17 protein-coding genes and 1 pseudogene are annotated in these 24,077 nt (G+C 43.5%); 13 read left to right on the top strand and 5 right to left on the bottom strand.

All coding sequences use genetic code 11. From position 1 onward, the window contains the following. The first annotated feature begins 58 nt into the window (after positions 1-58). Positions 59-454: a large conductance mechanosensitive channel protein MscL gene (gene mscL / locus MOF34_RS09065; RefSeq protein ID WP_029317133.1), complete on the top strand. Its 396-nt coding sequence runs from the start codon at positions 59-61 to the stop codon at positions 452-454. A gap of 38 nt (positions 455-492) precedes the next feature. On the opposite strand, the gene MOF34_RS09060 is transcribed toward mscL, so the two are convergent. Together MOF34_RS09060 and MOF34_RS21020 are read right to left on the bottom strand one after the other, a co-directional pair. Further along, positions 493-1,458, bottom strand: coding sequence for a histidine kinase (locus MOF34_RS09060; protein WP_268399949.1), 966 nt, complete (start codon positions 1,456-1,458; stop codon positions 493-495). Between the two features lie 177 nt (positions 1,459-1,635). Further along, positions 1,636-2,364, bottom strand: a pseudogene (locus MOF34_RS21020) (sensor histidine kinase); the annotation flags it as partial. Between the two features lie 1,379 nt (positions 2,365-3,743). Between MOF34_RS21020 and MOF34_RS09050 the strand changes: the two are divergent. From MOF34_RS09050 to MOF34_RS09040, 3 genes are all read left to right on the top strand, one after another. After that, positions 3,744-4,820, top strand: coding sequence for a response regulator (locus tag MOF34_RS09050; RefSeq protein WP_268399882.1), 1,077 nt, complete (start codon positions 3,744-3,746; stop codon positions 4,818-4,820). 316 nt (positions 4,821-5,136) lie between these two features. Next, positions 5,137-11,073, top strand: coding sequence for a SpaA isopeptide-forming pilin-related protein (locus MOF34_RS09045; protein ID WP_268399881.1), 5,937 nt, complete (start codon positions 5,137-5,139; stop codon positions 11,071-11,073). Between the two features lie 91 nt (positions 11,074-11,164). Continuing rightward, positions 11,165-11,803, top strand: coding sequence for a class A sortase (locus MOF34_RS09040; protein ID WP_268399878.1), 639 nt, complete (start codon positions 11,165-11,167; stop codon positions 11,801-11,803). A gap of 139 nt (positions 11,804-11,942) precedes the next feature. On the opposite strand, the gene MOF34_RS09035 is transcribed toward MOF34_RS09040, so the two are convergent. Continuing rightward, positions 11,943-12,353, bottom strand: a complete 411-nt coding sequence (locus MOF34_RS09035; RefSeq protein WP_019715968.1) for a YwpF-like family protein — start codon at positions 12,351-12,353, stop codon at positions 11,943-11,945. Positions 12,354-12,529: 176 nt separating this feature from the next. Between MOF34_RS09035 and MOF34_RS09030 the strand changes: the two genes are divergently transcribed. From MOF34_RS09030 to MOF34_RS09015, 4 genes are all read left to right on the top strand, one after another. Then, entirely contained in the window at positions 12,530-12,913 is a 384-nt protein-coding gene (locus MOF34_RS09030; protein WP_268399876.1) for a hypothetical protein, read from the top strand. Between the two features lie 76 nt (positions 12,914-12,989). Next, the gene (gene ssbB, locus MOF34_RS09025; protein ID WP_268399874.1) at positions 12,990-13,331 is read left to right on the top strand and encodes a single-stranded DNA-binding protein SsbB; all 342 of its coding nucleotides are present in this window, start codon (positions 12,990-12,992) and stop codon (positions 13,329-13,331) included. Between the two features lie 223 nt (positions 13,332-13,554). Next, positions 13,555-14,331, top strand: coding sequence for a transcriptional regulator GlcR (gene glcR, locus MOF34_RS09020; protein ID WP_268399873.1), 777 nt, complete (start codon positions 13,555-13,557; stop codon positions 14,329-14,331). A 5-nt stretch (positions 14,332-14,336) separates the two neighbouring features. Beyond that, positions 14,337-15,194, top strand: a complete 858-nt coding sequence (locus MOF34_RS09015) for a Cof-type HAD-IIB family hydrolase (protein ID WP_268399872.1) — start codon at positions 14,337-14,339, stop codon at positions 15,192-15,194. A 120-nt stretch (positions 15,195-15,314) separates the two neighbouring features. Here MOF34_RS09015 and MOF34_RS09010 read toward each other — a convergent pair whose 3' ends face one another. Further along, positions 15,315-18,083 (bottom strand): DEAD/DEAH box helicase, encoded by a 2,769-nt coding sequence (locus MOF34_RS09010; protein ID WP_268399871.1) that lies wholly within the window; start codon positions 18,081-18,083, stop codon positions 15,315-15,317. Further along, positions 18,070-19,680 (bottom strand): SWIM zinc finger family protein, encoded by a 1,611-nt coding sequence (locus tag MOF34_RS09005; protein ID WP_268399870.1) that lies wholly within the window; start codon positions 19,678-19,680, stop codon positions 18,070-18,072. The genes MOF34_RS09010 and MOF34_RS09005 overlap by 14 nt, the downstream gene beginning before the upstream one ends. Positions 19,681-19,884: 204 nt before the next feature. On the opposite strand from MOF34_RS09005, the gene MOF34_RS09000 reads away from it, so the two are divergent. The 5 genes from MOF34_RS09000 (at position 19,885) to uglF (ending at position 24,032) form a co-directional block, all read left to right on the top strand. Further along, on the top strand, positions 19,885-20,028 hold the full coding sequence (locus MOF34_RS09000) for a hypothetical protein (RefSeq protein ID WP_003242876.1): 144 nt from the start codon (positions 19,885-19,887) through the stop codon (positions 20,026-20,028). A gap of 222 nt (positions 20,029-20,250) precedes the next feature. Next, positions 20,251-20,997, top strand: a complete 747-nt coding sequence (locus MOF34_RS08995) for a YveK family protein (protein ID WP_268399869.1) — start codon at positions 20,251-20,253, stop codon at positions 20,995-20,997. Further along, entirely contained in the window at positions 20,987-21,703 is a 717-nt protein-coding gene (locus tag MOF34_RS08990) for a CpsD/CapB family tyrosine-protein kinase (RefSeq protein ID WP_268399867.1), read from the top strand. The genes MOF34_RS08995 and MOF34_RS08990 overlap by 11 nt, the downstream gene beginning before the upstream one ends. Before the next feature lie 47 nt (positions 21,704-21,750). Further along, the gene (locus MOF34_RS08985; RefSeq protein ID WP_268399866.1) at positions 21,751-22,515 is read left to right on the top strand and encodes a tyrosine-protein phosphatase; all 765 of its coding nucleotides are present in this window, start codon (positions 21,751-21,753) and stop codon (positions 22,513-22,515) included. Between the two features lie 194 nt (positions 22,516-22,709). Next, a complete protein-coding gene (gene uglF, locus MOF34_RS08980; protein WP_268399864.1) occupies positions 22,710-24,032 on the top strand; it encodes a UDP-glucose 6-dehydrogenase UglF in 1,323 nt (440 codons plus the stop codon). Positions 24,033-24,077: the final 45 nt, after the last annotated feature.

The raw sequence follows: 24,077 nt of genomic DNA, 5'->3' as shown, positions 1-24,077 counted from the left end.
TGGGCAGCAGCACATTTGTCTTTTTTTTCTTTTAAAACATGAGAAAGCAGGTGATTGTATGTGGAACGAATTTAAGGCTTTTGCCATGCGCGGGAACATCGTTGACCTCGCAATTGGTGTGGTAATAGGCGGCGCGTTCGGGAAGATCGTCACATCTCTAGTCAACGATATCATCATGCCTTTGGTGGGCTTGCTGTTAGGAGGGCTTGATTTTTCAGGTTTATCGTTTACGTTTGGAGATGCTGTGGTGAAGTACGGCAGCTTTATACAGACAATTGTGAACTTCTTAATCATATCGTTTTCCATATTTATTGTGATTCGGGCTTTGAATGGGTTGAGACGCAAAAAAGAAGCAGAAGAAGAAGAGGAGGCGGAGGAAGCGTTGGATGCGCAAGAGGAGCTGCTGAAGGAAATCAGAGATCTGCTGAAGCTGCAAACAAAGTCGCCGGAATAAGAAGACTGCCGTTTCAAAACGGCAGTCATTTTTTATTTTCAATTCCTTTCATGTAATGCCGTGGGACTTTCCATTGTTTCAGCGAGATGGATGAGCATTGAAACAGAGGTTCCGGCTTCCGGAGTGCTGCTGATCTTCAATTCGCTTCCGCAAAAATGTTTCAGCCGCTGGTTAATATTTTTCAAACCGACGCTGCGATCGAAATCCGCAGATAAGAGATCTTCTTGTTTTTCAGGAGCTATGCCGGCACCGTTATCTTCTACTTTGATGTAATACTCATTCTCGCTTTGTTTTTTAGCTGTCAGCCTGACCCATCCGCCGCCTCTTTTCTTGCTGACACCGTGAAGAACGGCATTTTCCACCAAAGGCTGAATCATTAAAGGAGGAAGGATAAAGTCAATATCTTCATCTATATCAAAAAGGATGTCCAGCCGATCGCCGAAGCGTGTCTTTTCTATGGAAAGATAGGAACTGATAATAGAAAGCTCATGTTTGAATGAACTGATGGCAGATGTATTTTGGAAATCAAAGCTCATTCTTAAATAGTTGGTAAATTCCTCTGTTACGTCACGCGCTTTTTCAATATCCAAATGGCTGAGAGAAATGATCGTATTTAATACATTGTAAAGAAAATGAGGCTTGATTTGAGATTGTAAAAATGCCATTTCCATTCTAGTGGCTTGATTTGCTGTATGTTTCATCATAATCAGGTTTTTGATACGCGCCATAAATTCAGAGTAATGATAAGGCTTTTGCAATATGTCATTCGCTCCGGCAAGAAAAGCCTTGTATTTGTCATGGCCAATAATGGCTGCTGTAATCATTAGAACTGGGAGATCAACCAAGCTGAATCGATCACGAATTTCCGTGCAAACTTCGAAACCAGACATATCCGGCATCATCAAGTCTAAAATAACCAAATCAAGCTTCGTACAAGAGATGACTTCTAATGCTTCCTTACCGTTTTTTGCTGCAATTACATTGTAGGGTACACCTTCAAGCATATCGCTTAAAATTTTTAAACTGTCAAGGTTATCATCGACAATCAGAATGGTTGGAGCGTCAATTTTCTCAGAGTAATAAGGCGTGCTCAAAGAGATATCTAACATCTGAATCCCGGGTTGTAAATCAGGATGACCCTTCTTTGTCTCAGGCACAGATTCATTTTGAGCAATTGGCAATGTGAAATGGAATGCCGAACCTTTTCCCACTTCCGATTCAACCCAAATTTCTCCATTTTGGAGTTCAACCAGCTGTTTGACAATGCTTAGGCCAAGACCGGCTCCGTTGTCTTTATTCGTTTCGGCTTGCTGAAAAGACTCGAAGATGGTTTGGAGATCGGCCTCGGAAATGCCGCTTCCGGTATCCGTTACTGTCACCTTAATCATGTTATCGTCCAATCTTGAAGCAGAAAGTGTGATTTGGCCCTCCGCTGTATACTTAATTGCATTGTCTACTAGATTGGTAACAATTTGCCGAAAACGGTTTTCATCTGCGAGTACCAAAGGAAGGCCGGGTGGAATATGATTTATCATATTCAAGTTTTTATGTCTGGACAAGAGATTGTAGAAATTCATTTCCGAACAGATTAAAGTGTAAATATCAACAGGAACCTGGTGTATCTCAAGCATGCCCTGTTTTATTTTTTCTAAATCCAAGATGTCATTCACCAGATTGGACAGCCTATAGCCCATGCGGATGACAAGCTGCATATTTTCTTTCTCTTCTTCTATCGTTCTTTTTCCTTTGCCGGCCAGCAGCGTCTGGCATATATTAATAATGCTGTTCAGCGGCGTTTTGAATTCATGCGATGTTTTGGCAATAAACTCATCCTTTAGCCGGTCAATTCTGAGCAATTTCCATGACAGCACTTCATTTTCGCGGAAAGCGCCGGCGAATTGCTGTGCCATCAGTAGAACGATCGCCAGCAAAGCGATAACTGTTGGCAATGAGTAAATCGAGTTAAATGAAAAGGCCGACTTCCCACTATAAGCTGAAATGGTCGTTAAAATAACAAAAGCACTCATTGATATAGAAGCGATGGTAAGATACAGGCTTCCTTCCATTTTGCGAATCGCTGCAATTGTAAAAATATATGTAATATAAACAAGGGTCGAAACGGCTAGCACAGAATGTAATATGTATGAGGCATGGCCAATAAAACCCTTGGTTAAAAAATCTGTGATCAAGACCAGCCCGGAAGAAACAGTGGCTATGAGAATAAAACGTTTTGACACAATCTCCCGGTAAGCGAAATAGAGATAAAGAAAAACCGCAATGCTGACAAACACTGTAGAGATTGCCCTCATTGAACTTAGCAATGAAAATGAAATGGACGGGTAGAGGAGAAATATAATCCGCTCTTTTCCGATCATCAGTATAATGAACGAAAACAGAAGACACATAACAGAAAAAAACAACAAATGCTTATCCTTTTTTCTTTGCAGGAAAAAGCCCAGAAAATATAATCCCGTAATGAAAAATGCCGTAATCATGACCGTATCATTAAGAAAGGAAATTTTGTTTTCCCGCAATATTTGATCCTGAGTTCCAAAGGTAATCGGCTTTGCGATACCCCACCCCGGCGTTTTTTCAAAGTTCGAAAATTGTACGACAAGTTCATTATCACCCTTGTGAAGCGTAAAAAAGCTCGTATACGGTCTATTTTGCGCTGTGAAATCAGGTTTATTTGTAGGGCTGCCGCTTTGTCCTATGAGTTGTCCGTTAAAATAAATGCGATTTGCGCTGTAAATAAAAGACGTGCTGATCCCGAAAACCTGATTGTCTTGGTTTGATCTGATCGTCAGCTTGTACGTTCCGTAATCCACGTTAATACCTTGCTTGGCTACTTTCACATTGCTGGGGACATCAACGAAGAGGGGATCTTTTCCTTTTGCAGAAGCGATCTCTTTTGACGACAGAATCTGGTTTGGATATAAAGTCCACTCTCCGTTCAGCTGAACATTCCCATCCTTCTGAAAATCCCATTTCTCCAAATCCATGACTCCATGCTTTGCTTCAGGAAGTGTTGATCCAGAAAAATGGTCAACGGCTATAAAAGCCATAAAGAATGCGGCATAACCGAAAATAATTGAAATGAAAATAATTTTTTCTTTCATATTAGTGCTCCTTTATCCAATAGGGTTTTAAATTCCTATTTTTATTCATATTGTAAGTGTAAACTTTCAAAGATAGAAAGAAAAATAATCCAGATAAAGGGACAATTTGGCATGATATAATAAAAGTTATTTACTGGTATCTCCATTTTACATATAGGGTGTGATGTTTTGTGAAAGCGTTAATTGTTGATGATGAGCACCTGGCATTGCTTCACTTAAAAAACATGCTTGAACGGACAAACGCATTTCAATCTATAATGGCGTATCAAGATCCGATTGAAGCTCTGGAGCATCCAGAGATTCCTGCTGTAGATGCAGTGTTTCTTGATATTGAAATGCCGGGGGTTAACGGCATTGAGCTTGCTGAAGAGATTCAATCGATGAATGAAAACATCCAAGTGGTTTTCATCACGGCCTATAATGAGTTCGCTATCAAAGCGTTTGAGCTGAATGCCATTGATTATTTGCTGAAGCCCGTAAATTATAAGCGGCTCGAGACAACTGTTGAACGAATTAGAACGAATAATATGCTCAGAGCATCTGCAGAAAATACTGAGGCGCATTTTTCGATCCAATGTTTTGGAAACCTGCAGTTTTATCAAACCTTAAAGGGTGTCAAAACAAACATTCCAGTCAAGTGGAGAACGTCGAAAGCACGCGAAATATACTTATTTTTACTTCACAACCTAGGCCGCGTAGTCAGTAAAGACATGCTAATCGATCTTTTTTGGATCGATTATGATGTGACAAAAGCAAGCACCCAGCTCTACTCAACCATTTATCAGATACGGAAATTACTCAGCCAGATTCCCTTCAGCCAAACAATTGAGAAGACCGACACAGGATATATTCTTCGGCTTTCAGATGCAAAAATTGATGTTGCTGAATGGGAAAAGTCACTAAAAGAAGCTCCTCCGCTCAATACAGCTACATTACATCTGCACACGGATATTTTCATGGCCTATCAAAATCATTACCTGTTAGAGCACGGCTATTTGTGGGCAGAACCGGAAAAGACACGTCTCGCCCAGCTTTGGCTTGGAAAGGCTTATGAACTGATCGATTTCCTTATTCGTGAAATGAATGATCATCAAGCGATGGATATTTGCCTGCAGGTCGAGAAAATGGAGCCTTGCGATCAAAAAATTATGCAATACAAGCTGCAGCTATTCAACAAAAACGGGAGGGTAGAAGAGGCGATAAAAGAATATCAGCGTTACAAACAATTGAAAGATCAGGTTAATTGAAAAGAAAAAAACCTTCTTCAAACCAGTGTGTGTCGATTTCCTGCCGATGTACACTGGTTTTTTTTACAAGTCACCTAAAGGAAGGGTTTCGCCATATGTCTCCGCTAGAAATTTCAAATCTCCCATTCATTCCGTTTTTAGTTGTACAGAATTTGTATAGTTCCATTTCATACAATGTAGTTTGGTTCGGGTGGCAATTCTTAGTTTTGAAACTCATTCGGCATTAGCAAGCATTTTTGGGGGATGAGACATGACTTTATGGTCTCACGGATCAATCGGCAAGTGAAAAATAGATATGAATGGGAGGAATGAAAAGTTGAGAACGAGGAGTTTTCCCTTATGGCTGAAAAAAAGCGGGCGGATCATTATGATCATAAGCCTGGCCATCTTTTTCTTCTTCAGCCAGATCGCCAGCTATACTATTACAGCACAGGCTATGGACGTCACGTCAAGCGACAGCCAATTCTTCGATTCGGTGACGGTCAAGGAAGGCAACGACCAGGTTGTTGACGGCACAAAAGGAAACGAACCGGCATTAAAGCCGGGGGATAAAGTGACACTGACATATGAATGGTCATTAAAAAAAGGTAAAGATACAGAAAGTGAACAGGGTATCAATGTGGAGATACCTAAAAGCTTTACCTTTGATAAAGGTGCAGACGGTGAGATTACATCTGCTGACCAAGTCATCGGCAGCTATCATTTGCCGGCGGGCGGCAGCACCATGACGGTAAAAGTAACAACTGCATCCGCGGATTCTCCTGATGCCAAGGGCGCCATTACACTGTCAGCCACGTTTACTGCAGATGTAAAAGAAGATGAACATACAGTGGCAGCCCTTTTTCAACTAGGGGCAGGCAAAACCCAGCAGGTGATCATCCCTGTTAAGAAAGATAAGACACCAGATGCCGAGTCGGAAGAGCCAAAAAATGACTCTTCTGAAACTGAGGGTGATCAGGAAGGGACAGATGATAAATCTGCACCATCAGCCAGCAAGGATCAAAAAGAGGAAGAACAACAGCCGTCAGCCGACTCTAAGAGCAACGATTCCTCTCAGAGTGATGATTCAAAAAAAGTGTCATCCTCAAGTCAATCAGATTTCAGAAGTCTGCAAACTGAAGAAAAACAAATCACACAACATATTTTAACCGGCGTGACATTGACGGATGAAAACGGAGAGCCATATGACAAGAGCAATCGCGCCAGTACAGATTCTCCGGTGAACATTTCAATTGATTGGGCCATTCCTGACGATTTAGGAAAGACAATCAATGCCGGGGATCAATATGAATTTGATTTGCCTAAAGAATTTATTATGCATAATGACATTGTGAACCTGCCATTAAGCGCCGGAGACACCACATTCGGGACATTTTCTATTGATACAAACGGACATGTGGTGATGACATTTAACGGCGAGGTAAAAGAACATTCTAATGTCAAAGGCACATTGGTGATCAATACGCAGTTTAATGAGAAGAAAATAACGGGATCGACAACACAAAAGATTCCATTTCCTGTGAATTCCGATACTCCTGAGACAACGGTTTATTTCAAACCAAATGTGAGTAAAACCATTGATAAATCAGGTGTGCTGGATAAAGGCATCAACCCCGGTAACGTAACATGGACGGTCGATGTCAATAAAAAATTGGATCAAGTCAAGAATGCCAAAATCACGGAAAGTCTTCCGGACGGCTTAATCTACCGTTCAGTTAAAGTGTATGAACTTAATGTGAACATTGATGGTTCTGTCAGCAGAGGAAATGAAGTGTCTTCCGGCTATAGCGTTGATACAAAAGGAAATGTCACATTTGATGGGACAATTGATTCAGCCTTCCGCCTTGTATACGAAACTGACATTGACAATAGTGCAAAGCCGAGTGAGGGCGGAAATATAACGCTGACAAACAAAGCAGCATTCAGCGGAGACAACCTGGAACCCATTTCTGCCGAAGCCACTGTTGCAGCCAAATATGGAAAAATGATTGCAAAATCATCAACCGGCTATAATGGAGATTCTCAAACATTCAGCTGGGCTCTTTTATACAACTACGGTGAGAAACAGATCGACCAATCCAAGGCCAGCATTAAAGATTCTTTTGGAACTGGCGATTTGCATCTTGTGAAAGATTCTTTGAAGGTTATTCCTATTACCTTTGGACAGAACGGCAGCGAGCAAGCGGGAACGCCTTTAAAGGAAGGCGAGGACTATACGCTGATCGATAATGGAACCGGATTTGAAGTCAAATTTAATAAATTCATTACTAGCGCTTATAAAATCACATATCAAACAAAGGTCAATAGCGGAGTGATCATTGATAAAACGACAGCATACACCAACAGCGTGGTGACCGGAACAGGGGATTCAAAAGAAGCTTCTGGAATAGCCATTCAACAAAACCTTATCAAAGGGTATTCAAATGTTGATTATGAGAAGAAGACGGCTGATTGGACGATTACAGTTAATAAAAACAACTATGAGATGAACAATTGGACGCTGGATGATCAATTCGAAAGCGGCGGATTGGTTCTGATTGATGACTCGTTCAAAATGCAAGACACCACGAACAACAAAACGTTGGAGAAAGACAAAGACTACACATTGACAAAAAAGCCCGAACATAAAGGCTTTACTTTGGCATTGATCGGGGATTACAAAAAAACAGACAGTCAGTTTAAGATCACTTACACAACAACATTCAATGCTGACTATTCTAACGAAAGCGTCAAGAATACAGCACATTCAACATGGACTGATCAATACGGCAATGAGCGCACGAATAAGGTATCAAGCGGCTTTACGCCGAATCATCAGACGACAAACAATGGATTCAAAAATGGATCATACAACGCAGTTTCAAAGGAAATCACGTGGAAAATCGGCGTCAATTATAATGGCGAACCCACAAAAAAACCTTATATAAAAGATGCCATAACAGATCCTCAACAATTTGTGCCGGGTTCCGTTGTGGTAAAGAGCTATACAATTAATAAAAACGGCTCCATCACAGAAGGAGACGTCCTTGATCCTTCCAAGTATGAGGTCGAAGAGCCTTCAGAAAAAAATGAACGCACTCTGACAGTACACCTTAAAACGAGCGAATCGGTGCCATACCTGATTGAGTTTAAAACAACGCTCAAAGGAAAGGTCATTGATCAGAATAAGTACACAAACAAAGCGACCTACCATAATGATGGTTATGCAGACCGCACCTTGACGGGCTCTGTCTCCGTTGTGGATGGAGGAAGCCTGATTTTTAAGGGCGGAAAACAAAATGGAAGCTACATCGATTGGAGCATCAATGTCAACTCCAGCCAATCAACGCTGGATGATGTAAAAGTCACTGACACGCCGGATGAAAATCAAATACTGGATGCAGATTCTTTTAAAGTATATCAAGCAAAATATGATGAAAATGGAGTGGTCAAAGACAGCAGCGGAAATCTGACCGCGGGCGATATCGAACTTCAAAAAGACAAAGATTACACGTTAGACATCAAAACCAACAATACAACAGGTGAACAATCGTTTGTCCTGACATTCATAGGCAGCTATAAGCAAATTGACCGTGCCTATGTGATCAAATACCGGTCTCTGATTAACATAGCGGGAACGAACGGCCACGTTAAAAATAAAGTGTCCATTTCAGGAACAAATGTGAAGGAGCAGACTCAAGAAACCAGCAGCTCGATTTTTGTTGCCATTTCAAGCGGCGACGGTTCGGGATCCGGTGAAAAAGGAAGCCTGACGATCTTTAAAACAGGTGAGGACAATAAAGCACTAGAAGGCGCAGACTTTCAATTATGGTCTGAAGACGCCAAGCAGCTTCTGCGTACAGGTACGACAGATTCTGGCGGGAAGCTTACATTCGGAAATATCCGCTACGGTTCCTACGTATTAAAAGAGATAAAAGCGCCTGACGGATATAACATCAGTGATGCTTATGCAAAAGGAGTCTCTGTTAAGATAGACAGCAATTCCTCCAAGACAGGGGCGCTGTACAAAGTCGTAAATCAACAGAACAAGGTGACGCTTATCAAACAAGACGAACACAACAATCCTTTGGCTGGTGCTGTTTTCAAGCTGGAGAAAAAATCAAATGACGGCACCTATACACTTATACGAACAGATATAAAATCCGGTAAAAACGGTAAAGTAGAAATGAACGGTTTGCCGGCGGGCTACTACCGCTTGACAGAAACACAAGCTCCAGCAGGCTTTATCGTGAATACAAAAGCGATACACTTTTCAATCGCAAAGAATGAAAACAATCAAGTGTCCGATGTCAATTTAGGAGAAATGACCAATTATCAAGGGAAAGTCTCTCTAACGAAGGAAAATGCTGAAGGCCAGAAACTTGAAGGTGCAGTATTCAACATTGTCGATCAGGATGGAAATCCTGTTCAAGAGGGACTGACCTCAAATAAGGACGGAAAAATAGAGGCTTCGGGCCTTGCGCCGGGCCGTTACGCCTTTGTGGAAACAAAAGCTCCATCCGGCTATGTGCTGAACACAAAGAAAAAAGAATTTACCATCTCAGAATCTGCAGCAGGAAAGCCTGAAGCGGCAGATGCCGGAATTGCCGTTAACGATAAAGGCTCTGTTGAGCTGACGAAGGAAGATGCCGATGGCCAAAAGCTTGAAGGTGCCGTCTTTAGGATTATTGACAAGGAAGGAAATACGGTTCAAGAAGGGCTGACCTCAGATGAAAACGGGAAAATAACAGCCTCAGGCCTTGCGCCGGGACACTATGCCTTTGTTGAAACGAAAGCGCCAGCCGGCTATGTGGTAAACACGGAGAAAAAAGAGTTTACGATTTCTGATTCCGCAGCAGGAAAGCCGGAGCCAGTGGATGCCGGGGTCGCTATCAACTATAAAGGCTCTGTTGAGTTGGCGAAGGAAAATGCTGAAGGCCAAAAACTGGAAGGTGCAGTGTTCAACATTGTCGACCAGGAAGGTAATACGGTTCAAGAAAAGCTGACTTCGGATAAAGACGGAAAAGTTAAGGCTTCGGACCTTGCACCGGGACGCTACGCCTTTATTGAAACGAAAGCGCCATCTGGCTATTTGTTAAACACAGAGAAAAAAGAGTTTACCATTGCTGAATCTGCAGCAGGAAAGCCAGAATCCGCAGATGCCGGAATCGTCGTGAACGATAAAGGATCAGTTCAGCTGACGAAGCAAGATCAAGATGGAAAAGGCTTAGCAGGCGCAGTATTCAAAATCGCTGACAGCAATGGGGAAACTGTGAGAGAAGATCTAGTCTCAAAAGAAGACGGCAAAATTGAAGTTGATGGGTTAGCGCCGGGAACCTATCAATTTATTGAAAAAGAGGCGCCAGATGGATACCTTTTATCCGAAAAACCAGTGTCATTCACCATTAAAGCTGAAAATAGCGGCAAACCTGAACAAGTGAAAGTAACAGCGGTTAATGCCAAGAATCTTGTTGTACTCACCAAAGTGGATCAGCATGATAAAAACAAAGCTCTTCAGGGCGCGGAGTTCAATCTGACAGACGCCAACGGAAAAGTGCTGAAATCCGGCTTGACTACTGATGACAAAGGACAAATCACAGTACATGGTCTCAATGCTGGTGAATATCAGTTTGTCGAAACAAAAGCGCCTAAAGATTATCATTTAGACCAAACACCAATATCGTTTAAGATCACAAATACAGACACGAAACCAGTTGAAATCACCGCTGAAAACATATTGACACCAGGTGACGCGAATGTGACGAAAGTGGATCAAGACGATAAAACGATCGTTTTGGAGGGTGCTGAATTCAAGTTATTGGACGCAAGCGGCAAGCCTGTAAAAGCTGACGGCTATGGCAAAGAGCTGCCTGAACTCTGGAAAACGGATAAACAGGGGCAGTTCATAGTAAAAGGCCTTGCGCCGGGAAGCTATCAATTGATTGAAACAAAGGCACCAGAAGGTTACAAACTGGATGAAACACCGATTGAGTTCACAATAGAAAAAGGACAGCCAAAAGCTGTTGAGCTTGTTGTTTCTAATCAGAAAGTGAAAACACCAACGCCTGACAAACCGGATAAACCTACACCGGATGGAAATGTGAATGGAGATGGACATCATTCGAAAACCAATGGTAATGATTCGAACACAGACAATTCCCTTCCAAAAACCGGAGATTCTGACAGCACATTAACAGTAATGATCGGTATCCTGCTGTTAATGGCAGGAGGAGGCTTAGCTGTTGCCTCAAGAAAGAAGCAAAGAAAGGGATAAATATGAAAGCACCTGATCATTGAAGAATTGATCAGGTGCTTTTTTAAAAGTGATACAAGTCATTTTAGAAGGAAGGAAAGGAATTTTGTTTATGTACAAGAAAATGATCATTACGATGTTCATTCTTTTAGGACTGCTGCTAATCTGTTCTCCTTATTTGAAAGAAGGAATCATAGCTTATCTTAGCAAAAGCCAGAGTGAGTCGGCCTTAACTGTGGAGCAGCTGAAAAAAAATAATGAGAGAGAGGCAGATTTTGAATTTGATTCAATCACGCCACCTGATTTGATGGAAGCAATAAAGGCTGGCTTTAATCACGATCAAAAAGCAGTTATCGGGCGGATAACGATTAAAAGTGTTAATCTGGAGCTTCCGATCGTAAAAGGCACAACCAACGAAAACCTAATGATCGGGGCGGCAACAATGCGCCCGGATCAGAAAATGGGCGAGGGGAATTATCCTTTGGCTGGCCATCATTTGAAGCAAAAGAGTCTTCTGTTTGGACCTCTTGAAAACATAAAAACAGGTGCTCAAATTGTCATCACTGATTTTAAAAAAGACTATATTTATTCTGTGACATCCAAAAAAATCATGTCGGAAATGCATGCAGATGTGATTGAGGAGACAAATGAAAAAGAGATTACGTTAATCACATGTGACAAGGCGGCCGAAACCGAAGGGCGCCTCGTTGTTAAAGGGGAATTGGTTGATGCTTTTGGCCATACAAATTAAATATGCAAGAGTGAAAGCACGAAAATAAAAGCTGCCGTTTAAAAACGGCAGCTTTTTTAATATAGAACCTATTTATGCAAAATGTTGATTGTGGCGCTCTTCGCACCTGAACGGTTTCGGGGAACGTCTCCCCGCATTTTTATATCTTTTGCTTAAATGCCTCAATGAGCTTTGTTCCTGTATAGCCCTCTTTTACAAGGGATTCGAGGATGGTCTCAGTGCCTTGCTGTTTTCTTGTGACCATTTGTCCGTAGATTAAAACCTGTATGCTTTCTTCCAGCTTGACGATATTTTTCACTGCTGCTGTCAGCTGGGCGGGGCGATTGCTTTTTTTCGTGATCGTTACAAATACTTTGGCTTCAGTTTGGCTATTTTGAAGCTGCTCAAAAAAAGACAGGTGTTCTTTCGCTACAAGCGCTTCAATCAGCCAGTGATTTTCACCGTCTTCTTTATTTATAATCAGTCCGTCAATAAGGGGAAACTGTTCAATTGATTTTTCTTCCTTGTCCACTCGTTCCACATTCAAGTCAACCAGTTTAAAGGTTTTCATTTCTATTCTCACCCCGATTATTTCCAAAGATTTCTTGCCTATCATTATAACATAAACGTTTTAGAGGAAAAAATGCTACAATTCTAGGGCTAAAGAATTATGTATTAGCGAAACATTTAATAATTTCTAATTTTTCATTATACTGTAATTGACTATGGATTACGGAGAGATGTGGTATGAATCAATTTCGTTTAAAAGAAATTTATATTGACGGCATTCCTTCTGAGGACTGTTTAATTCAAAAGGAAGTAACATATATGGTAAGCCGTAAAGAAGTGTTTGAGGTTCATCTAAACAAAAAAGGAAGCGTAAGCTTTTTATACGAAACGCAAGACGGCATGGAGCAGTATAAAATTAAGGTGTCACTGCCTGAAAAAAAGCTGAGCTTTCAGTGGTTTGCATGGGATGGTTCTTCCTATGTATGTATGAATACAGAAAATTGGCTGACAAAGCAAATCTTTTTCCGGTTTTTAAAAAGTACATATTTCTTTAAAGGGAAAGAACAAAAGATGTTTTTAGCTGAAGGAAAAATGAAAACGAAAGATAAAAACAGGGGATGAAAGCCACTTTTACGCGTTTTTCTTTTCTCATTGCATCATCTACAATGCATATAACCGCAAGGAGAGGAGGAATCGCATGTTCAATCAGGTCATGCTTGTCGGACGACTTACAAAAGATCCTGAGCTTCGCTACACTTCCGCCGGTGCGGCAGTCGCACACGTTACGCTCGCGGTAAACCGCAGCTTCAAAAATGCTTCAGGTGAAATCGAGGCCGATTACGTCAGTTGCACACTTTGGAGAAAAACAGCTGAAAATACAGCGTTGTATTGCCAAAAAGGTTCTCTCGTCGGCATAAGTGGACGGATTCAGACAAGAAGCTATGAAAACGCAGGAGGCGTTACCGTCTATGTAACGGAAGTGTTGGCTGATACTGTTCGTTTTATGGACCCTAAACCCAGGGAAAAAGCTGCCGATTGACATCCTCTGATCCTCCCCGTTTTCTAGCCATTCATATGATTCTAATCTCCGCATCATCCCCTCAAAAGTGACCAGTCGACCAGACTGGTCTTTCTTTTGTATCGACTAGGAAAAATTGGTTCTTATGATGCATTTTCACTTAAAATCACTTAATAATATTGAATGAAATTGGATAAAAACTTATAATTGCTTAAAGATGATTGATAAGAAAAGGAATGAGGGCGTGTACCAAGAAGAAAGATTAGTAGCGATTTTGGATTTTTTAAAACAGCATAACCGAATTACAACGGAGCAGATTTGTAGGCTCCTTCAGGTGTCGAGGGATACAGCGAGACGGGATCTTGTGAAGCTGGAGGAACAGAATGCCATCATCCGTACAAGAGGCGGTGCCATTTTGCCGACTGTGCATCAGAAAATCCAAAGTTATTCCGGACGCTTGAAAACAGTGTCCGAGGAAAAAAACAAGATCGGCAGGCTTGCCGCATCGCTCATTCATGATGGTGACCGGGTAATTTTAGACGCTTCTACAACCGTTCAGGCATGTGCAAAGCATTTGAATGCGGATGGTTGTACGGTAATCACCAACTCGATTAATCTCGCAGAAGTACTGTCCGATAAAGAGGGAATTGAAATCTATCTGCTTGGAGGCAAGCTGGAAAAGGAGCACCGCTTTCTTTACGGTGCCTCTGTAATTGAAAAGCTCTCAAGCTACCACGTAGATAAAGCGCTGATCGGTGTGGTCGGCATCTCCGAACATGGCATTACAATTGCGCATGAAGAGGATGGCATGGTGAAGCGAAAAATGATTCAGCAGGCAAAGCAGGTGATCGCGCTTGCAGATCATTCGAAGCTGGGGAGCACCAGTTTTTATCAGTATGCGGACCTGAGTGAAATCGATCTCTTAATCACAGACAGGCTGCCTCATCAGGCGTTTTGTGACTTGCTTGACCGTAACGGTGTGGAACTACTCGTGACAGAGCAGGATGAAGGAAAGGGCTGACAAACGTGAAATTGATTGCGATTGATTTAGATGGAACCTTACTCAATAGCAAGCATCAGGTAAGCGTGGAAAATGAAAACGCGCTGCGGCAGGCGCAGCGGGATGGCATAGAAGTAGTGGTGTCAACTGGGCGCGCTCATTTTGATGTCATGTCGATCTTTGAGCCGCTCGGGATCAAAACATGGGTCATCAGCGCAAACGGCGCCGTCATTCACGATCCTGACGGCAGGCTTTATCATCAGGAAACCATTGATAAACAGCGGGCGTATGACATTCTCTCATGGCTTGAGTCTGAAAACTATTATTACGAGGTATTCACAGGTTCAGCCATATATACGCCACAAAACAGCAGGGAACTTCTTGAGGTTGAGCTGGACCGATTCAGGAGCGCGAATCCGAAAGCGGATCTTTCTGTCCTAATGCAAGCGGCCGAGGTGCAATACAGCCAATCCGGCTTCGCTTACATCAGCTCGTTTCAAGAGCTGTTTGAGTCTGATTACCACATCGATTTTTATAATATTCTCGGTTTTTCTTTCTTCAAAGAGAAGCTTGAGGCAGGCTGGAAAAGATATGCGCATGCTGAAGATTTGACGCTTGTCAGTTCGGCTGAGCATAACTTTGAGCTTTCTGCCCGCAAAGCTTCCAAGGGACAGGCGCTGGTGAGGCTTGCGGAACGGCTGAATATCCCGATTGAAGAAACCGCAGCTGTCGGTGACAGCTTAAATGACAAATCGATGCTAGAGGCGGCGGGAAAAGGTGTAGCGATGGGCAATGCGCGGCAAGATATCAAGGCGATGGCAGACGCCATCACCTTGACCAATGACGAACACGGCGTCGCACATATGATTAACAATTTGCTGTAGGTTTATATGCTGCACCAAAAGTGCATCCTGTTGGTAACCGGCGTAACGGATTCTTTGGAAATTCGGCGTGACGGCTATGAACGGAAAAAAGCTGGCTCTTTCAGGAGCCAGCTTTTTTAATCATCGCGCTGAGGCGCTTAATGTAAACAATTCTTCGAGTTCCTGTGTAGAAAGCTCGGTAATCCAGTTTTCACTTTGGATAATTTGATCGTTCAGCGTTTGCTTCGATTCGAGCATGACATCAATTTTTTCCTCAATTGTTCCTGTCGTAATCATTTTATGAACGTGGACAAAACGCTCCTGGCCAATGCGGTATGCCCGGTCAGTGGCCTGGTTTTCAACCGCCGGGTTCCACCATCTGTCATAATGGATGACGTGATTGGCGGCGGTCAAATTAAGTCCGGTGCCTCCGGCTTTCAGTGAAAGAATGAGTGTCGGGTATTCTTTCTTCTGAAATTTCTCAACGAGTGTATCCCGCTCTTGCTTGGAGAGACTCCCGTTTAAAAACTGCACAGGTTCGCCGAACGTTTTTTCAATTAGCCTTTTCATCATGTTCCCCATCTGAATGTATTGCGTAAAAATGAGGCAGCTTTCGTTTTGGGCGCGTATCGCTGTCATGAGTTCCAGCAATTTTTCGAGCTTGACTGATCTGCCGGCCAGCAGCTCTGTTTGATCTTCTTTTAAATAGAGCGCGGGGTGATCGCATATTTGCTTGAGACGTCCGAGCATGCTGAGGATCAACGCTTTTCGCTGCATGCCGGTCAGTGACGTCATATGGTCAAATGTGTCTTTGACAAGCTGCTCATAAAGTGATGCCTGTTCGGCTGAAAGCGGAATAAATTCTTTTTCTTCCAGCTTCTCAGGAAGATTAAGGGCGACCTCCTCATCCCGTTTCGTCCGCCGGAGAAGGAATGGGCGGATTAACTGCTGAAGCTGTCCGATTCTCTTTTCGTCCCGGTCTTTTTCAATCGGCAGCACATAACGTTTATGGAAGCCTGTCAGACTGCCGAGGTAGCCTTTATTCATGAAGTCAAAAATGGACCACAGTTCAGTTAAGCGGTTTTCCATTGGCGTGCCGCTTAGCGCGATATGGTGAAGCCCTTTCAGCTTTCTGATTGCCCGTGATTGCTTCGTATGCGCGTTTTTAATATTTTGCGCTTCATCAAGGCAGATTGTGTTCCATGTCACAGAAGTCAGCTCTTCCGAATCGGCGTGCGACAATCCGTATGAAGTGAGTACCACATCTGCGTTTTCATAATGCGCGGCGAAATCATCACCTTTTGGACGGCGCGGCCCATAATGGAGCGCGACAGACAGGTCAGGAGCAAAGGTTTGAAGCTCCCGCTGCCAGTTGCCGAGCACGGATGTCGGCGCGATAATCAAATTCGGCGTTTTTTGTCGGCCGCTTTCCTTTACGTGCAGGAAATAGGCGATCATTTGAATCGTTTTCCCAAGTCCCATATCGTCAGCCAGACAGGCGCCAAAACCGCTTTCTCGCAGAAATAGCAGCCAGTTCATGCCGTATTTCTGATAGGGGCGGAGAGTTCCTTGGAAAGAAGGGCTGACTTCGTGTTCCGGCAGGTTTTCCGCGGCTGTAAGCTTCCGAATCAGTGACCTGAGCTGTTTGGACAGATCAAATTGAATGCCAGCAAATGCGGATGTATCCATCAACTCTGAATCTTCAAGCCCGCCTTCCCCCTGATCCATTAATTCGCGCGCCAGAATATCAGACATGTGGAGTCCTTCCGATTCCGCTTTTTCCATCAGTCGTTTCATTTGTTTGATAAACTGCGGATCGATTTTTACCCATTGCCCGCGTATATTAACGAGGCGTCTGTTGCTGGCGACAAGCTCATTAAATTCAGCCTCAGTCAGCTCAATTCCATTTGTTGCAAACCGCCAGTTGAAATCAAGCAGCGCATTCATGCCGACAAATGACTCGCCGCGCGGGGCGGACGACACCTTTGCCTTCAGCATCATGTTACTGTCTCTGACAATCTGCCACCAGGATGGGAGAAGAATTTCCACGCCCATATCGACAAGCGTCTCACTCGCTTCTGACAGGAAGATCCAGGCTTCTTCCTCTGAAATCAGCGTTGTCCCGGAATCAAATGACAGCCACGGAACCGTTCTGTGAAAGCGGTCCTGCTCACGTGCGATTTTATCGCTATACGCCTGCCACGATTTCTTAAGGCTCTTCAGCCCGTCAAAAAATTCAACAGCGCCGCTCTTTTTATCCCGTAAAAACATCTCGATTTTCCAATCGTCTCCGTCAAAGTCTGGCTCATTTAAGCGCAGGCCGACTGTAAATGGAGATTGATCGTCAATCCAGCCGATCCCTTCAAGAAAATCCTTCTCATCGAGAAAATGTCCGCGGAATGTCGTGACCGCAGGCGATTTCTCCTTAATGTATTCCCATTTTTCCTGCAGGCCATCGTCGTATTGGATATAGTCCTGCACTGCAGCGGAGAACCAATCCGCAGTAAAGCCATCTAGTATATTGTCGCGGTCCTTCCAGCGAAAAACACCGTTTGTCCATGCTTCATAGTCAGGCAGAAAATCGCCGTCTGCGATAAATTCATAGATGGTCGATGCCGCCTCGATCAGCGGCTCCGTTTCATCTGTAAGCTGCACGGAGCTGAATGAGTTGAACGAGTTTTTGCCGAGAAGCTCTACAGTCATCCATGGAGAAAGCAAAACAGCGGTTGTCCCGATGAAGCTGACGTCCTCAAGAAAGGTTCCATAAAATGAGGATTCATGCCATTGGAACAAATGCCTTTTCATATGGCTGTAGGGAAGTGGCTGCTCATTCTCATCAAAGGCTGAGAGCGTAAATGACCCATCTTCCATTTGTTCTACGTGGATGAGAATTTCTTTAAGACTCGCCATCAATCAACTTTCCTTTCTGCAGTTCTTCTTGAAGCGCGCGCAGGCGCTTGTAATGCGTGCTCAGCTGCTGAATATACCGCTCCCACACCTTCAGTTTCTTCGCTTTTCTGTACAGGGTGCGCAGTTTTTTCAAATACCGGGCGGCTTCCTTGTACGAGCTGCGGTTTTTCTGATCGATAAAAAAGGCCACTTCTCTGTGGTAAGCCGGGATCAGCGCCTCCGGATCGCTCGCTGCAATTTCCTTCAGCATCATTTTATCCATTTCATAGATGGAAAAGCCGACAAGGCTGTGAATTTCAATCCACTCGGCATATCGTTTTTTCTCATATAAATGATGGCTGTATTCTGTGAACGTAAACGGCAGACAGCCTGCAGCATAGCGTTCAAACAGCGCTTGGTCATTGGTTTGCTTCACATAGGCATTCAGCAGAAGGGACAATTCACTAATCACGTCGCGAATCTCTTTAAACGGTTTATCCAGTTTCGTATAACCCATCGCAATCGGTTCAATCCGCTGGTACCATGTTTTCAGCCGTTTCCAATCCTTCTTGGCCGTGATTTCACTCAGCCACTGAAACGTATACGGCAGCGCTTCCGGCGGGAATTCATCGGCTTCCGCAAAAATAACGTCATCATTCTTCTGCAGGAATTCCAAGTGAAGGCGCCCGAATTGCAATTCAGGTGAGAAACGCCGTCCGGCTTCTTTTTTCAAAATCTCCTGTTCGCGCGCCACCCATTTTGGCCGCGACAGCAGCGCGCTCCAAATTTCACCGAAGATGCGGATGCGTTCATATTGAAAAATATCTTCTTTCAACAGCAAATGTCGGATAACTTCCGGTGTTTTTTCCAAAAACGGATCTAGCGCAAATGACAGCGCGTATGTTTTTAATTTATCAATAGAGCTGTAGATCGTATCCATCAGCTGTTCAACATATGGATTGAGGGAATAAAAGTCTTGCTCAGGGTTCAATTTGCCCGCTTCAATCAATGTGAACATCCGAAGCCAAACCGCAATCGCGGAATGAATCTGGTACAGGCTTTTCAGCTCGGGTTTGTTCGGCGCATGCTTTTTTAATGCGGACAGGTAGCCGTAATAGAGGCCCTGCATGTTTTGGCTGCTTTCCGGCGTCCGTGCCTGCCAGAGAGAGAACTCTGAATCAAAAAAAGCGAGCCAGCTTGAAAGCGATTCTTCATTAGGCAGCACCTTTTCCTGGAATTGACGGCGGACGAGTTCTTTGCTTTCCTCCAGCTTTTCCCTCTCAAGCCAATACGCTGTAAGCGTACCCACACGCTCAAACATTGCATATACATATAAAAAAACAGCCAGCATATGGCGGCAGATTCTTCCGGACGGACATGAACAGCCGCTTTTGGCTATGACAAACAAGTTCAATGTGACCCGCACAGGCACAACATCCTGCACGTAAGCCGTAACTTCCGTCGGACTCACTGCTTGTAAACGATAGACTGAATCCTGCCGATATAAAATAAGGGCTTTTTTGATCAGCTGAACATTTTCCTCATTGTAAGGAAGGAGTTCTTTCAACTGTTCAGCAGATGCCAGCACATCGTCTTTAGAAATCATATTCTGAAGCATGATTATCGCTCCTAACCGAGTCACGTAATAAAAAGATCCAATTTCTCTATTATATCGCAACACATCGGCCTGAAAAAGTTTTTCCTAAAAAAGGACATAAAAAATGGGATGTGTCGAATGATGTATTAGAGATTGCAAATTGATAACCGGCATCATATAATAATCGTGTTTTCAACTTAATGGAAGCTGAAAGGAATAAAAATGATGAGTGAAAAGAAATTGAATCAAGAAGAATTTCTGAAAATTTTGATGCATGCACATGAAATTGGTGAGCAGTCATCTGAAATGACGACGAAGGAAATGCTTGAAAATTTAATTTCTCATATTAAAAATGGATATGCAACGTAAGAATCCCGCACGCCTTTTGCGGGATTTTTTTATGCGTGATGACATAACTGGAATTAGGGTACAGGTCTGTCAAAACAGTGTGTAAAGCGCTTTCATTTTAATTGTCACACAACGTTTTATGAAAAAAATGTCGAATAATGTCATGGAAAAGCTGGAGAATTGCGGTTTGTACGTTGTATAATCGTAGATGGAAAAGGATGCTATAAGAGATTTGGAGGTATCATGGGAGAATCTACTAGTTTAAAAGAAATAATATCAACGTTAAGAAAACACATGCTTTTGATTATGATTGTAACCGCAGCTACAACTGCTGCCGGCGGACTCATCAGTTTCTTCGCACTTACACCCATCTATGAAAATTCAACTCAGATTCTGGTCAATCAATCGAAAAACGACCGAAAAGAAGTCCAATTTAACGATGTCCAAACCAATCTTCAGTTAATCAATACGTACAACGTCATCATTAAGAGCCCTGCCATCTTAGACGAAGTTATTAAAGATATGGGCCTGTCGATGACATCGCAAGAGCTGAATGACAAAATTACCGTATCCAGCGAACAGGACTCCCAAGTGGTCAACATATCAGTCAAGGATGAAAATGCGGAAACAGCGGCTCATATAGCCAATACCATCGCATCTGTCTTTCAAGACAAAATCACATCCATTATGAATGTTGACAATGTCAGCATTCTGTCAACAGCCGAGGTTACAGGACATCCGTCACCTGTATCGCCAAAGCCGCTTCTTAACATTGCCATCGCGTTTGCGGCGGGATTGGCGGGAAGCATCGGACTGGCCTTCCTGCTTGAGCTTTTGGATAATACGATCAAATCGGAAGAGCAGCTCGAATCCTTGCTGGACATACCGGTTTTAGGGACGGTTTCCACGATTGCGAATAAGCAGAAAACAGCGAAGAGCCTACACGGTATCCAATCTAAAAAAGTGAGGAGTGAACATTTTGGCGCTTAGAAAAAGCAGAGGCTCTTGGAAGCGGAGGAATGTCATTGCGATGACAGAGCCGAAATCCTTAAACTCTGAACAATATAGAACGATTCGTACGAATATCGAATTTGCTGCAGTGGACCGCCAAATGAAATCAGTAATCATCACATCGGCCTGTCCCGGTGAAGGAAAATCAACGACGGCAGCTAACTTGGCTGTCGTATTTGCCCAGCAGGGAAAAAAGGTGCTCCTCATTGATGCTGATTTGCGAAAACCAACAGTACATACGGCCTTTCAGCTTGAAAATATGATTGGATTAACAACAGTTTTATTAAAGAAAAGCTCATTGGAGCAGGCTGTACAAGCCTCAAATGAAAAATATCTTCATGTGCTGACGAGCGGCCCGATCCCGCCGAATCCGGCTGAGCTTCTCTCCTCAAAATGGATGAAGGAGCTTGCAGACGAGGCGTGTGCGGCATATGATATGGTCATTTTTGATACGCCGCCTATTCTTGCTGTAGCGGATGCGCAGATTTTAGGCAACGTGGCTGATGGTTCTGTTTTGGTTATTTCAAGCGGGAAAACAGAAAAGGAACAAGCCGCAAAAGCGAAAGAGGCACTTGAATCGTGCAAGAGCAAGCTCCTTGGGGCGATTATGAACGGCAAAAAGCTTTCGAAGCACTCTGAATACGGATATTACGGAAACAAGGAAAATTTCATGCAAAATAAATAACGTGCAACTTGCCCGTTATTTATTTTTGCAAAAAAGGAGGCGAAGACATGATAGATATTCACTGTCACATTCTTCCGGCAATGGATGACGGGGCAAGCGATTCAGCCGACAGTATAGAAATGGCAAGAGCTGCTGTTTATCAGGGAATCCGGACCATCATTGCGACACCGCATCATAAGAACGGTGTGTATGAAAACGGTCAAGCCGCAGTCAGAGAAGCGGCAGATCAGTTAAACAAACGTTTAATCAAAGAAGACATCCCTTTAACCGTGCTTCCGGGGCAGGAAATCAGAATTTATGGCGATTTGGAACGCGACCTTGCTGAACAGCAGCTGCTTACGCTGAACGATACGAAATACATCCTGGTTGAGTTTCCATTTGATCAGGTTCCCCGGTATGCGGAACAGCTTTTTTATGATTTGCAGCTGAAAGGATATATTCCGGTTATCGCCCATCCAGAGCGCAACAGGGAAATTCGCGAAAACCCGTCCTTGCTGTATCATCTTGTCGAAAAAGGAGCGGCATCTCAAATAACTTCAGGAAGTCTTGCGGGCACTTTCGGAAAACAGATGAAAGCATTTTCTCTCCGGCTGGCTGAAGCCAATTTGATTCATTTCGTTGCCTCAGATGCTCATAATCTGAAAACAAGAGACTTTCACTACCAGGAAGCCCTTCATGTTCTTAAGAAAGAATTTGGTCCGGAATTTCATTATATGCTGACAGAAAACGCCGAGCTTCTCCTTCAGAATCAGACGATCTACAGGCAGCCTCCGCAGCATATCAAAAGAAGAAAATTATTTGGTCTCTTTTAACAGCCGGTTCTCATTTCACCACTTTCTTTCTGAGAGCGATATAATAGGGTATTGTATGATTGAATCACATGTCAGAAATCTGTACAGGCTGTACCCGACAGGCTATGCGGGAGATCATCCGCATTCATGATAGGATGTTCTCATACGATTAAACGAAAGCTGCAAAGCAGCAATTTAACTGTTGGAGGGAAACAATGAATATAACAGTCATCGGAACAGGCTATGTCGGTCTTGTGACAGGTGTTTCTCTTTCTGAGATTGGACATCATGTAACCTGCATTGATATTGACGCTCACAAGATTGATGAAATGAGAAAAGGCATTTCCCCCATATTTGAACCGGGTCTTGAAGAGCTGATGAGAAAAAATACAGCTGATGGACGGCTGAATTTTGAAACGAGCTATGAGAATGGCTTGGCAGAGGCAGACATTATTTTTATAGCGGTCGGCACACCGCAGAAGAGAGATGGTCACGCCAATCTGGAGCATATTACAGATGCGGCCAAACGCATTGCCCGGCATGTCAAACGGGATGCCATCGTGGTCACGAAAAGCACAGTGCCCGTCGGGACAAACGATTTAATTGAAGGGCTGATCTCTAAACATCTTGCGGAGCCTGTCAGCATTTCGGTCGCATCCAATCCGGAATTTTTACGTGAAGGATCGGCGATCTATGACACGTTTCATGGCGACAGAATCGTGATCGGAACGGCGGATCAGAAAACAGCCAAGACGCTTGAGGAGCTTTTCCGTCCGTTTCAAATCCCGATTTATCAAACGGATATCAGAAGCGCCGAGATGATCAAATATGCCTCAAATGCTTTTCTGGCCACTAAGATCAGTTTTATAAATGAAATTTCGAATATATGTGAAAAGGTCGGAGCCGATATTGAAGCAGTCGCGTACGGTATGGGACAGGATAAGCGGATTGGGAGCCAGTTCTTAAAAGCCGGCATAGGCTACGGCGGCTCTTGTTTTCCGAAGGACACAAACGCGCTCGTGCAAATTGCCGGCAATGTCGAGCATGATTTTGAACTGCTGAAATCGGTTATTAAAGTCAACAATAATCAACAGGCGATGCTGGTTGATAAAGCGCTGAACAGGCTCGGCGGGGTGACGGGAAAAACGATTACCCTGTTAGGACTGTCATTTAAACCGAATACGGACGATATGAGGGAAGCGCCATCGATTGTCATAGCAGACCGTCTCGCTGCGCTCGACGCCCGTATAAAAGCCTACGACCCCATTGCCGAAAGCCATGCGAGGCATGTTCTCCCGCAGGCTGTTGAATATAAGGAGACGATCGAGGAAGCTGTCAAAGGCTCCGACGCCGTCATGATTTTAACCGACTGGGCTGACATTAAACAATTCCCATTAGCAGCTTACCAGGATTTAATGGAGACGCCGCTCATTTTTGACGGCAGAAACTGCTACACATTGGCTGAAGCAGCTGCCGCAGGTGTGGAGTATTACTCTGTGGGACGGAAGGCGGTTGTTCCATCAGGTGCAATTCAATAATTGGAAAAGAGAAAACTGGCTGGCTGATATTATCCCCTCTAAGTA

It is taken from the genome of Bacillus sp. T17B1 (assembly GCF_026796395.1).
Classification (GTDB): Bacteria; Bacillota; Bacilli; order Bacillales; family Bacillaceae; genus Bacillus; species Bacillus spizizenii_A.
The sequence above is the reverse complement of the archived record's forward strand: the minus strand, read 5'-3'. Positions and strand labels throughout refer to the sequence as shown.